The 12,157-nt window shown below is 63.1% G+C and carries 10 protein-coding genes; 4 read left to right on the plus strand and 6 right to left on the minus strand.

What is annotated here, in order from left to right; translation table 11 throughout:
* Positions 1–94: 94 nt before the first annotated feature.
* Positions 95–1,223 (minus strand): peptide chain release factor 2 gene (gene prfB / locus ACN0TK_RS06300; protein ID WP_417308615.1). Its coding sequence is split into 2 segments (ribosomal slippage): positions 95–1,153 and positions 1,155–1,223, totalling 1,128 coding nucleotides; the frame shifts between segments, so codons are not numbered across the junction.
* Between the two features lie 128 nt (positions 1,224–1,351).
* Here prfB and ACN0TK_RS06305 point away from each other — a divergent pair.
* Positions 1,352–2,125 carry an NAD kinase gene (locus tag ACN0TK_RS06305; RefSeq protein WP_417308616.1) on the plus strand — a complete coding sequence of 258 codons (774 nt, stop codon included), beginning with the start codon at positions 1,352–1,354 and terminating at the stop codon, positions 2,123–2,125.
* On the opposite strand, the gene ACN0TK_RS06310 is transcribed toward ACN0TK_RS06305, so the two are convergent.
* From ACN0TK_RS06310 to ACN0TK_RS06320, 3 genes are all read right to left on the minus strand, one after another.
* Positions 2,122–3,330 carry a DUF2336 domain-containing protein gene (locus ACN0TK_RS06310; protein ID WP_417308617.1) on the minus strand — a complete coding sequence of 403 codons (1,209 nt, stop codon included), beginning with the start codon at positions 3,328–3,330 and terminating at the stop codon, positions 2,122–2,124. The two genes, ACN0TK_RS06305 and ACN0TK_RS06310, sit on opposite strands and share 4 nt — an antisense overlap.
* 76 nt (positions 3,331–3,406) lie before the next feature.
* Complete coding sequence (locus ACN0TK_RS06315) at positions 3,407–4,279, minus strand: transglycosylase SLT domain-containing protein (RefSeq protein WP_417308618.1); 873 nt, start codon at positions 4,277–4,279, stop codon at positions 3,407–3,409.
* Between the two features lie 71 nt (positions 4,280–4,350).
* Positions 4,351–4,935 (minus strand): nitroreductase, encoded by a 585-nt coding sequence (locus ACN0TK_RS06320; RefSeq protein ID WP_417308620.1) that lies wholly within the window; start codon positions 4,933–4,935, stop codon positions 4,351–4,353.
* 154 nt (positions 4,936–5,089) lie between these two features.
* Here ACN0TK_RS06320 and ACN0TK_RS06325 point away from each other — a divergent pair, with 154 nt between their 5' ends.
* The 3 genes from ACN0TK_RS06325 to ACN0TK_RS06335 all read left to right on the plus strand — a co-directional run bounded on the left by ACN0TK_RS06325 (position 5,090) and on the right by ACN0TK_RS06335 (position 9,192).
* Positions 5,090–6,034, plus strand: a complete 945-nt coding sequence (locus ACN0TK_RS06325) for a hypothetical protein (RefSeq protein WP_417308621.1) — start codon at positions 5,090–5,092, stop codon at positions 6,032–6,034.
* Between the two features lie 237 nt (positions 6,035–6,271).
* A complete protein-coding gene (locus tag ACN0TK_RS06330; RefSeq protein ID WP_417308622.1) occupies positions 6,272–8,773 on the plus strand; it encodes an EAL and GGDEF domain-containing protein in 2,502 nt (833 codons plus the stop codon).
* A 119-nt stretch (positions 8,774–8,892) separates the two neighbouring features.
* Positions 8,893–9,192, plus strand: coding sequence for a PilZ domain-containing protein (locus tag ACN0TK_RS06335; protein WP_417308623.1), 300 nt, complete (start codon positions 8,893–8,895; stop codon positions 9,190–9,192).
* A gap of 108 nt (positions 9,193–9,300) precedes the next feature.
* On the opposite strand, the gene thrS is transcribed toward ACN0TK_RS06335, so the two are convergent.
* Both thrS and ACN0TK_RS06345 read right to left on the minus strand, forming a co-directional pair.
* On the minus strand, positions 9,301–11,283 hold the full coding sequence (thrS, locus tag ACN0TK_RS06340) for a threonine--tRNA ligase (protein WP_417308624.1): 1,983 nt from the start codon (positions 11,281–11,283) through the stop codon (positions 9,301–9,303).
* 199 nt (positions 11,284–11,482) lie between these two features.
* A complete protein-coding gene (locus ACN0TK_RS06345) occupies positions 11,483–12,100 on the minus strand; it encodes a LysE family translocator (protein WP_417308625.1) in 618 nt (205 codons plus the stop codon).
* Positions 12,101–12,157: the final 57 nt, after the last annotated feature.

Consider the following 12,157-nt stretch of genomic DNA (forward strand, 5'->3'; position numbering starts at 1 on the left):
AAGACCTCTTCCGACCGATCACTGACCGGACGAAAGAAAAACGCCCCGCTTCTTCCCGAAGCGAGGCGTCAATTCGTCGTTGATCGCGAAGACCCTAATCCGCGTCCTCCACGCTGTCGGCATAGCCACCGACGCGAGCGGCGAGCGAAGCCTCCATGAACTGGTCGAGATCGCCATCCAGCACCGCACCGGTATTGGAGGTTTCGACCGAGGTCCTGAGATCCTTCACCATCTGATAGGGCTGCAGCACATAGCTGCGGATCTGGTGCCCCCAGCCGATGTCCGATTTCGACGCGGCCTCGGCATTCGCCGCTTCCTCGCGCTTTTGCAGCTCGGCCTCATACAGACGCGCCTTCAGCATCGCCATCGCCGTCGCACGGTTCTTGTGCTGGCTGCGCTCGGCCTGGCAGGCCACGATGATGCCCGAGGGCACGTGCGTGATGCGGATTGCCGAGTCGGTCGTGTTGACGTGCTGACCACCGGCACCGGAAGCGCGATAGGTGTCGACCTTGAGATCGGAATCATTGATCTCGATGTCGATCGCATCGTCCACCACCGGATAAATCCAGGCGCTGGAAAAGCTCGTGTGCCGGCGGGCCGCACTGTCATAGGGCGATATCCGCACCAGCCGGTGCACACCGCTTTCGGTCTTCATCCAGCCATAGGCATTGTGTCCGGAGATCTTGATCGTCGCCGATTTGATCCCCGCCTCTTCGCCGTCGTGGATCTCCAGCGTCTCGACCTTGAACTTCCGCCGCTCGGCCCAGCGGGTGTACATGCGCAACAGCATGTTGGCCCAGTCCTGGCTCTCGGTTCCGCCGGCACCGGCGTGGATTTCGAGATAGGCGTCGTTGGAATCGGCCTCACCGCTGAGCAGCGTTTCGACCTGCGCCGAACGTGCTTCCTTCAGCGCCTCGATCAGCGCGGCTTCCGCTTCCTTGACCACATCCGCGTCGCCTTCGGCGTCGCCCATCTCGATGAGTTCGGAATTGTCGCGGATGGCCGCCTCGAGGTCGCGCACGGTTTTCACCTGTGCGGCGAGCTGGTCACGCTGCTGCATGACCTCGCGGGCTTTTTCGGGGTCGGCCCAGAACTCGGGGTTCTCGGTCCGGGCATTGAAATCGTCTAGGCGTGCTTCGGCTGTATCCCAGTCAAAGATGCCTCCTCAGCAGGTTCAGCACCTGCTCGATTTCGCCGACCACTTTCTCGATCTCTGTACGCATATTCGCCTCGATCTGTTTCGTCGCTGATTTAGTGGAGACCGCCCACGGGATCAACCCGTTGCACCATCTGCTGGCCCGGCTCAATCGTCTATGATAGGCAGAACGCTGCCGGCGGCAGGGGGCAAGGCGTGCAGGTCAATACCAGTAATATCAGCTTCGTATCGAGCGGAACGGCGGATGCCGAGGCAGCCATGGCCAGCCTGCGCGCTCAGTATGGCGAGGCCGGCTTCGACAATGCCACGGCCATCGTAGCGCTCGGCGGCGATGGTTTGATGCTGCAGACGCTACACCGCACCATGGGCCGCAACATCCCGGTCTACGGCATGAATTTCGGTTCGGTCGGCTTCCTCATGAACGACTTCAACACCGAGGACCTGACGACCCGGCTCGCCGAGGCCAAGCCGACCCACATCTATCCGCTCTCCATGCAGGTGGTCTGCGAAGACGGAACCGAGCATTCGGCCCTCGCCCTCAACGAGGTCTCGCTGTTCCGCATGACCTACCAGGCGATCAAGGTCGAGATCATCGTCGACGGCAATACGCGGCTGACCGAACTGACCTGCGACGGCGTGCTGCTGGCAACGCCCGCCGGCTCCACTGCCTACAACCTGTCGGCCCACGGCCCGATTCTGCCCATCGATTCGCCGCTGCTCGCGCTGACCCCGATTTCGCCCTTCCGGCCGCGCCGCTGGCGTGGCGCCATCCTGCCGAACGAGGCGATCGTCACCTTCCGCACGCGCGAAACCGACAAGCGCCCCACCAGCGCCGTGGCCGATAATGTGGAATTTCAGCGGGTCAAAGAGGTGACCGTGCGTGAGGATCGGTCGCGCCGCGTCACGCTGCTCTTCGATCCGGGCACCGGCCTCGACGAACGCGTCCTCAGCGAGCAGTTCCGCTACTAGCCGGCCGCCAGTGCCAGCTGCGGCGCGTCCTCGGCCGGCGGCAGCGCCATCTTTCGATCGGTCGATCCGGCAAAGCCCGACATCACCCCGCGCGCCGCCTTGCGGGCCAGCATGACATTCTGCTCGGAGAGGTAGGCAAATGCCTCTTCCAGCTCCGGCGGCACCATGCCCCCATGCTCGGCGATCAATTCCTCGGTCAGCGCCGTCACTACGAAATGCCGCGCCGCGAGATCGTCGGCGAGATCAGCGACACGGGCGTGGAAGATCAGCCGTGCGAGCAGGTTACGCACCGGCGCGCTCAAGCCGCAACGGCTCAGCAGCGCGTTCAGCGCCGCCCGGCTGCCGCTCTCGAGCAGCGTGAAAACCTTCTCGCGTCGCGTTTCGCTCAACTCGGCGAGGCAGTCGGCAAAAAACAGTACGTGCCCCTGCACCACCGCATGCAGCATGGTCCGTGTCGACACCTGCTCGCGCGCGATCAGCGCCGCCGAATAGGGTTCGCGACCCGCTGCGGCTTCAGCTTCCCCGATCCCGGTGAGCGCGCTATCCGTCGCATCGCGCAACAAGCGTTCCAGCCGGCGCGGCGCCACCGCGCCCTTGACGATCCGGCACCCCTGCAGCGCCGCCGCTACCGCCTGCACCAGCTCCAGCCGCACCTCTGGCGGCAGGTCCTTGCGGGCCAGCAGCAACCCGCGCACCTCGGCATCGGACTTGCCGCCATCGCTGGCCAATTGCCGCAGCAGCGCCGGCGCAAAGGCAATGTCGCGCCGCGGCAACAGCTTGATCAGCAGCTCCCGGTCGCCACCCGCCACCAGCGCCTCGCCCAGCCGCTGGCTGATCCGCTCGCGCATCGCAATCGCGTGCAGCATCGGCGCATCGGCCTGTCGCACCAGCGGAATCAGATCCGCATCGACCAGCGCGGGAGAATATTGCGCTACGGCCCGCGCAATCACCGGCGCGTCCTGCAGCAGTGCCAAAAGGATTGGCCGTGGCGCATCCAGAGTGTGCAGCAGCCCATAGGCCAGCGCGCCGCGCACCCGCACCGACGCGTCATCGAGAAATCCGATCAACGCCGCAAACAGCGCCGCGTGTTCGTCGGCCGGCCCGGTGTGGTTCAGATAGGCCTGCGCAGCCATATGCGCCGCACGGCCGCGCGCCTCGCTGTCGCGGGACTGACTGAGAGACACGAAATCCTGATACGCAACCATGGAACACTCCAACAGGGTGTCCCAAAACTAGCAGGCAAGATTTAAGGAACGGTTCACCCTGTTCGCTCAGGCCCCGTTAACCGCCATTGCCCCCTGGCTGGCCGTAAAGCTGGGTGAACAGCGCTGCCCCGATCGCCTTGTCCTCGGGGTCGATCAACACCCGCGGTTGCACGTCGCTTGCCGGCGCCACTTCGGTAGTGAACATCGAGGTGAAGCTCATGTTCTCCGGCCCGAAGCGCGACGCGACGGGCTCGGCGTCCGGCCACTTGCCATTCGCGTCGGCCTGCGGCGTCGTCGCGAGTTGCTGCACCGCGAAACTGGCGTCCACCGCGCCAGCGGTCAGTTGATCATGCTTGGCCACCAGCGCCTTGTAGACGTCGCGAATCGTGCGCGCCTTGCCGTCCTCGTAAAAGATGCTTGGGTTGGCGCGGGCCTGGCGCGGAAACAGCTTCGCAGCGATCTGGTTAGGATCATCCAGTCCGGCACGGAAAAACTGCGTCGCCCCCTGCGCCCCCATGAAATGCGCGATGTAAAGTTCACCGGCGCTCGGCATGCGCCCGAACTCAGCCTTTAGATGGGCGCCATTGCTCCGCGTGAAAGCGGCCGCCAGGTCTGCGGAAATCTGGGGGTCTTCACGCAGTTTGAGAATTTCCGCGCGCAAGCCATTGTCAGCGACGTGATATCCGCCATCACGACCGGGCTGAATCGCTTCGGCGTACTTGCCATAGCCCAGCCGTGGTCCCTGCTCTTTCATCACCTGCAGCCAGGTGCTGTCGATGAACTGAAACAGCCCCGTGGCGCTCGACGTCGGCGCTTTGGCCTTCGGATTCAGGCTGCTTTCGCGCATTGCGGTCTGCAACAGGTAGTCGAAGTCGACATTCGACTTTTCGCCCGCCGAATCGATGGCAAACGCGAGCTTTTCCGGAACGGATAGCTTTCGCACCTCCATCTTCGCGGTCCTCACGCTAAGCTTCGGTTAACCTTTTGCCCCAGCATGGTTAACAACCCGTTTATGCGCACCTACGCCGGCGGCTGCCAATTGCTGACGATGTCTTCCAGCTTCGGCCGGTCACGGTCTTCGGGCACCATCGTCGGCGTGCCGATATGCACAAAACCGACAAACCGCTCCCCCGCACGCGCGCCCAGCATCTCCTGGGCCGCCGGGTCAAAGGCGAACCAGCGGGTCACCCAGCTCGCGCCAAAGCCGAGCGCAAAGGCGGCATTGCAAAGGTTGAACGCAACGACGCCGGCCGACAGCAACTGTTCCAGCTCCGGCGCCTTGGGGTGCGGCTTGGGCGAATAGATGACCCCAATGGTCAGCGGCGCGGGCAGAAACTGCCGCCGCTCGATGTCCATCCCCGCCTCGTCCAGCTCGGGGCGCTTCTGCTTGGCGATCTGCGCCAGACGATTGCCGATCTCGGTACGCGCCTCGCCCTCGATCACGATCAGCCGCCAAGGTGCGAACTTGCCATGGTCGGGCACACGCATCCCAATTGTTAGGATCTGCTCGAGTTCATCCGGTGCTGGCCCGGGGTCTTTCAGGAAACCGCCGCCCACGGAGCGACGGGTCTTGAGATAGTCGAGTAGAGGTCCGTTGATGGTCATGCGTGAATCCTTGCGAGCGTCGCCTGCTTATGACACAGCTTTTCCCCATTCCAAGCGTAGCAGCGCACAAAATCGAGCCGCCAGCGGCACGGATTCCAGTCGGGGTATGCGGGTGAAACTGAGGCACTGGATCGCGATCACGGGTATGGCAGCCATGTTGGCGCCCCTGTTTGCCGTGGCACAGCAGGCGCCCATTCCCCTGCCACGGCGCGCCGACCGTATGCCCGACTCGGTGCAGCAGCTCGGCCCGGGCAGTGACACCGCCGCGCCGATCGAACTGCTCGATGATGGCACCAACCCCGCGGCAGACGCTGCAGAGGCCATCGCCCTGCCCCCCGTCCCCGTCACCCTCAGCGCCCGCATCACCGAGGACGGCAGCAGCATCCCCGATGGTCTCGTCTGGCGCGTCTTCGAAACCCGTACCGACGCCTCCGGCGATCTCGCTCTCGCCGCAAAATCCACCGATGCCACGGCGCGCATCAGTCTCGTGCCAGGTGAATATGTCGTGCATGTCGCCTATGGCCGCGCGCAGACCTCGGCGACCATTTCGGTCGGCCCCGATGAAGAAAATTCGCGCTCACTGGTTCTCGATGCAGGCGCCATGCGCCTCGCTGCCGCCATCACCGGCGACATTCCCATCCCGATCAATCTTGTGCGCTTCGATATCTTTTCGACCGACGACGAGACCGACCGCAACATTATCGCCCAGAACCTCGGCGCCAACGATCTCGTAACGCTCAATGCGGGCACCTATCACGTGGTCTCCTATTTCGGCTCGGTCAACGCCGTCGTGCGCGCCGATCTGCGGGTCGAACCCGGTCAGATGACCGACGCAACGCTCTACCACCGCGCGGCTCAGGTGTCGTTCCGACTTGTCAGCGAGGCCGGCGGCGAGGCGATCGCCGACATCGAATGGACCGTGAGAACGGCCGGCGGCGAAACCGTTTTCACCACCATCGGCACCTTCCCCACAACGGTTCTGGCCGAGGGCGACTACATGGTTTTGGCCAAACGAGGCGAGACCGTCTACAACCGCGAATTTCAGGTTCAGCCCGGAAACGCGCGGGAAATCGAGGTCCTGACCACCGTCTACGAGTGATTTATTTCGAGCATCTACGGCTCGAACTTCGCTGTGCTTTTTCGCCCGAACCCTTGTTGCATACCGAATTCATACAAAGCTTTTGCATTACATTGCAGGAAGCTGAATTACCGCGCAGTGACAATAGTAATGTAAGGAAATAGCAAGTCCTAGGGGCGTAATACTGCTCGGGCCAATAAGCGCATCTGACACCCGGGCTAGGAATTGACGCTGGTTGATCTGGACACATCATCCTGTGTGGACACGAAGCAGGACGAAGCATTGCTGGCGCTGCGCCAGCTGGAGCAGACCGAAGCCATCGCCGGGCTCGGACGCTGGATGCTTGCCGGCGACCGATTTGTCGCCAGCCCGGGTTTGGCCGCTCTGTCCGATGGACTTACGACAGCTCGCGCTTTGCTGCGCCGTCTGCCTGCACCAAACCGTCACGCGATCATGTCTGCAATTCGCGCAGCGCGTGCAGGAGGAACCCCGGCTTCGATCGAGCTGCGACCCGTTAAAGCCCAGCGAGACAGCTTGGGTCTTGTGCTCGCCATTCGCCGGGATGATCTGACCGGTATCGTCTGGGGCGTTTGCCAGGACGTGACAGCACTGCGTCGTGTCAGTGCCGAACTGGACCGCAGCGAGAGCCGATGGGAGATGGCTCTGGAAACGGCGCGTCAGGGCGCCTGGGACTCCGATCTCGTCACCGGCAAGGTCTATCACTCGCGCACCTGGCGCATGATCCGCGGTATGGACCCCGACGGCGACCCGAATGATCGCGCCGAGGTCTGGTCGAGCAATATTCACCCCGATGATCTGGCGCATGTGAACGAGCAGATCCGCCTTCAGCACGCCGGCTCGCCCGTCAACATGATCTATCGCGAGCGTATCGCCGACGGCAGCTACATCTGGATTTCCTCCATTGGTGCACCCGTCGCATGGTTCGAGGACGGACGCCCCAGCCGCATCATCGGCACCGATACGGACATAACGCCCCGCAAGCTCGCCGAAGACGAGATTGCACGGCTGTCGCGCCGCCATGCGCTGGCGCTCGACGTCACCCGCATCGGCGTTTTCGAGGTCAACCTCGAAACCGATGAGCTGTTCTGGGACGAGCGTGTCCGGGAGATCTACGGGATCGGCAAGGACGACGAGATCGTCCCCGAACACTGGCAGCAATTCCTCCACCCCGACGATGCGGACTACGCCCGGGCCGCGGTGCAAAAGGCCATCGATGATCAAACGAGCTACACTGCGGATTTCAGGATCATCCGGCCCGGTGGCGAAATCCGCCATCTGCGCGCCCGCGGCACCTGGTATCGCGACCCCATGGGGGCACCCTGTCTGCTCGGTGCCAACCGCGATGTCACCGACGAGGTGCGTGCGCAAAACGAGCTCGAGCGGGCCAAGCTGCTTGCCGAAGCCCGCAACGTGCAACTGGAAGCGGCGCGCGCCAGAATCGAGCACAATTCGCTGCATGACGCGCTGACCGGGCTCCCCAATCGCCGCTACCTTGATAAGACCCTGAAAGAGCGCGCCGAACGCAGTGCTGACAGCGGCGGCTCACTGGGCTTGCTGCACATTGATCTCGATCGCTTCAAGCAGATCAACGACTCCTTCGGTCACAATGCCGGTGATGCCATGCTGGTCCATACCGCAGAGTTGATCGGTGCCAGTCTGCGTGAGAACGAATTCCCGGCACGCATCGGTGGTGACGAGTTCATAGTCGTCGTGCCCTGCTCCGGTGACAAGACCCGCCTGATCGCGCTCGCTCAGACGCTTATCGAAGCGCTGGAGCAGCCGGTCATGTTCGAAGGCAACACCTGTCGTTTTGGTGCGAGCATCGGCATTGCCGTGCACACCGGTCCCTCAATCGACTACCCGGCCCTGATGTCCGAAGCGGATATGGCGCTCTACAGCGCCAAGGACTCCGGCAAGAACTGCTACGAGGTCTTTACGCGGCAGCTGCATATGGAAACCATCACCATGCGGCGGCTGGGCGACGAACTGCTGCACGCCGTCGCCAATGATGCCCTGTTGCCCTATTACCAGCCACTGTTCGACGCCAGGACCATGCGCCTCGTTGCCGTGGAGGCATTGGCCAGATGGCGACACCCGGTCGACGGCATTCAGGCCGCAGTCAGCTTCATGCCGATTGCGCAGGATCTGCGCGTCGTTCCCGATATCGACCGCATTATCCTGCGAAAGGCGCTGGCAGACTTCGCTACCTGGGAACGGAGCGGGCTCAACGTTCCGCACATGTGCCTCAATATGTGCCTCGACGACGTGGCCAACGACAAGCTGATCGCCCAGTTGGAGGGCACCGAGCTGTGCTCCGGCAGTCTGTCATTCGATTTGCCCGAACGCTGCCTGCCCGAAGACCTGGACGAGGAGCTCAACTGGAATCTCGATCAGGTCCGTGACCGTGGCATCGGCTTGACCATCGACGATTTCGGGACCGGCCGCGCCTCTATCCTGAACCTGCTGCGTCTGCGCCCCTCCCGGATCAAGATCGACCGGCGCCTGACTCACGACATCGTCGCCTCTGACGTCCAGCAGCGGCTCGTCGCATCCCTTATCGAAATCGGGCACTCCGCATCGGTTCAGGTTGTGGCCGAGGGCGTTGAAACACTCGAACAGGCCAACATCCTGCGTGAACTCGGATGCGACGTCCTGCAGGGCTTTGCCTTCTCGCGCCCCATGCCAGCCAAGGAGCTGGTCGCGACGCTCTCGGCAGGCGGCTGGCGCAACGCCTCCTGACAAGTCCACCACGGCATTTCACCAATATTTCATTGTATTACGGCTAGCTGCCTGCCTCTGGCTGCGACGATCCCAGCCAGGGAACGCGCGCGGCACCTATGCCGTTGAGCCAGCCATGATTGCAAATTCTCTACGGCCTGTGCCGGGAAACTGAAGTGACCTTACGACGAGAACATCGCCTCACCCCGCGCCGCAACACCATGATTCAGGCGACCATCGTCTTTAGCGGCGGCCAGAAGCAGGTGCCTTGCATCATCCGCAACCTGTCCGATGGCGGCGCCAAGCTCGAGGTCGCCAAGGTCGCCGGCATCCCGCAAACGTTCGACTTGCTGGTGCCACGCCAGCAGCCGCATCATTGCCGGGTCGCCTGGCGTGCACTCAAAGAACTCGGCGTGGCGTTCGAACCGCGCCGGACCTGACCGCACAAGGCGGCTTCGGCCCACCCCTGCTGCCGGATCGGAACGTTGGCAACCGCCCGAGCCGCTGGCGCCGAAGCCGAAGCAAATGCTCCGGCTCCGGCAAAGAGATCAGGCGGCCGTCGCGGCAGCCTTTTCCTTCAAGTCGGGTGGCACGGCTTCAGCCATCACGGCGAGAACCGCCTCTTCCGCCGACTTCACCTCTTGCCCCTGCGAGCCCAGCGTACGGACGGACACCGTGCCCTCGTCGGCTTCGCGCTTGCCCACCACAAAGATCTGCGGCACGCGCTGCAGAGAATGCTCGCGTACCTTGTAGTTGATCTTCTCGTTGCGGGTGTCGATCTCGGCGCGAATGCCGCTCGCCTTCAGCCGGTCGACCAGCCCCTGCGCATACTCGTCCGCTTCCGACACGATCGTCGCCACGACGACCTGCACGGGCGCCAGCCACATCGGCATGCGCCCGGCGTGATGCTCGATCAGCATGCCAATGAAACGCTCCAGCGACCCGAGGATCGCCCGGTGCAGCATCACCACATTCTTGCGCGAACCGTCCTCGGCGACATAGGTCGCGCCGAGCCGCTCGGGCAGAACATAGTCGAGCTGCAGCGTCCCGACCTGCCAGGAGCGCCCGATGGCGTCCTTGAGGTGGAACTCGAGCTTGGGCGCATAAAAGGCCCCCTCGCCCTTGGCGATCTCGAAGTCGTAACCGGTCGCGCGCAGGGCATCGCCCAGCGCCTTTTCCGCCGCATCCCAGCGCTCGATCGTCCCGCCGAACTTCTCTGGCCGCGTCGCGAGCTTGATCACCACATTGTCGAAGCCCATGTGGCCATAGACCGAATAGAGCAGATGCACGAACCGCTCCGTCTCGGCCTGGATCTGCTCCTCGGTGCAGAAGATATGCGCGTCGTCCTGCGTCATCTGCCGCACCCGCAGCAGCCCGTGCAGCGCGCCATGCGCCTCATTGCGGTGGCAGCAACCGAACTCCGCCATCCGCATCGGCAGATCGCGATAGCTCTTGATGCCATGGTTGAAGATTTGCACGTGCGCCGGGCAGTTCATCGGCTTGAGCGCCATCAGCTCGCCCTCGCCGCTCAGCACCGGACCTTCTTCCTCGGTCAGCGGCACCTCGTCGGGCACGACGAACATGTTCTCGCGATACTTGCCCCAGTGGCCCGAGGCGACCCAGAACTTCGAGCTCATCAGCTGCGGAGTCTTGACCTCCTGGTAGCCATCGGCGTTCACCCGGCGACGGATATACTCTTCCATCTGGTTGTAGAGTACATAGCCCTTCGGGTGCCAGAACACCGAGCCCTGCGCCTCTTCCTGCAGGTGGAACAGGTCGAGTTCCTTGCCGATCCGTCGGTGGTCGCGCTTTTCGGCTTCCTCCAGCATCGTCAGATAGTCGTCCAGTTCCTTCTGGCTGGCGAAGGCCGTGCCGTAGATGCGGCTCAGCACCGGATTGCTCGAATCCCCACGCCAATAGGCGCCGGCCACCTTGGTCAGCTTGAACGCGTTTCCGATATCCTTGGTCGTGCGCATATGCGGGCCGCGGCAGAGGTCGAACCACTGACCCTGCTTGTAGATCTTGATTTTCTGGTCTTCGGGAATGGCGTCAACGAGTTCGACCTTGAAGCTCTCGCCCTTGGCCCCGAAGACGCGCTTCGCCTCCTCGCGGTCCCACACTTCCTTGGTAAAGACCGCGCCGCGCGAAATGATCTCGGCCATCTTCTTCTCAATGGTCTCGAAATCGTCCTCGGAGAACGGCGTGTCCCGCTTGAAGTCGTAATAGAAGCCGTTCTCGATCACCGGGCCGATCGTCACCTGCGTGTCGGGCCACAACTCCTGCACCGCTTCGGCCAGCACATGCGCCGTATCGTGGCGGATCAGGCCCAGCCCGTCCTCACTGTCACGCATCACGAATTCGATCGCGGCATCATCGTCCAGTGGGTCGCTGAGGTCCGACAGTTCGCCATTGACCTTCATCGCCACCGTGCGCTTGGCGAGGCTCTTGGAAATGCCCTCGACCACGGTGGTCCCGGTGGTGCCACGCGCATAGTCGCGAACTGCACCGTCGGGGAACGTCACCTTGATCATTTTCATCTCCATGGAATGGTTTCCGGCCCACGGAACATGGGTCCGGCAAGGCGGCGTGTCTAACACGCGCCACACGCGCTGCTCAAGCGAACAGCGGGCCTGTTGCGTCGGAACCGTCCAGCACCGGTGCGGAGGGACGACTTCGCGCCCGTCCATCCGTTAAATCGAACCCGCGACCGCCCCCGGCGATGCGGCGAAGCTAGATCCGCTTCTGCAGCGCCAGCCAGACGCCGCCAGCCATCAGAATCGCGCCGGACACCCGGCTCATCAGCTTCAGCCGCGTCGCCGTCAGCACCTCACGCGCCCGGCCCGCCAGCACCGCATAGACACAGTCCGTGGCCGTTGCGACGGCCATCACGATCAGGCCCAGCACCATGATCTGGCTGAAAGCATCACGGCCCGGATCGACGAATTGCGGCAGGAAGGCCCCGAGAAACAACAGTGTCTTGGGGTTGGAGAGGTTCACCACCGCACCCTGCCAGACGTAGCGGGCATAGGGCAATCGCGACCCCGCCTCCACGACCAGTCGCCCGGTACTGTTGAACATCTTCCAGCCGATCCAGATCAGGTAGGCGGCGCCGACCAGCTTGATCACGACAAAGGCCTCACTCACCACCGACATGACAAAGTCGAGGCCCAGCGCCACCACCGTCACCATGATCAGCATCGCGATCTCGGTGCCCAGAATGGTCAGCAGTCCGGCCCGCGTCCCGCGCGACAGTGAATTGGCAATCACTACTGTCACCGATGGCCCGGGGACGATGGAGAACAGCAGACAGGCAAGCACATAGGGAATCAGGGTGCTGATGGTGATCATGGCGGAAACCTCGCGTTGAACACTGAGCAATCCACAGCCATGTATCCCTGACAAGCC

Origin of the sequence: Devosia sp., from assembly GCF_048261455.1 — a bacterium.
In the GTDB taxonomy this organism is placed as follows: domain Bacteria; phylum Pseudomonadota; class Alphaproteobacteria; order Rhizobiales; family Devosiaceae; genus Devosia_A.

Excerpts from the sequence above, each read along its gene's own strand:
- ACN0TK_RS06310 (WP_417308617.1), bottom strand. The coding sequence starts at position 3,330 with ATGGTTGCGTATCAGGATTTCGTGTCTCTCAGTCAGTCCCGCGACAGC.
- ACN0TK_RS06325 (WP_417308621.1), top strand. The coding sequence starts at position 5,090 with ATGTTGGCGCCCCTGTTTGCCGTGGCACAGCAGGCGCCCATTCCCCTG.
- ACN0TK_RS06315 (WP_417308618.1), bottom strand. The coding sequence starts at position 4,279 with ATGGAGGTGCGAAAGCTATCCGTTCCGGAAAAGCTCGCGTTTGCCATC.
- ACN0TK_RS06320 (WP_417308620.1), bottom strand. The coding sequence starts at position 4,935 with ATGACCATCAACGGACCTCTACTCGACTATCTCAAGACCCGTCGCTCC.
- thrS (WP_417308624.1), bottom strand. The coding sequence starts at position 11,283 with ATGATCAAGGTGACGTTCCCCGACGGTGCAGTTCGCGACTATGCGCGT.
- ACN0TK_RS06345 (WP_417308625.1), bottom strand. The coding sequence starts at position 12,100 with ATGATCACCATCAGCACCCTGATTCCCTATGTGCTTGCCTGTCTGCTG.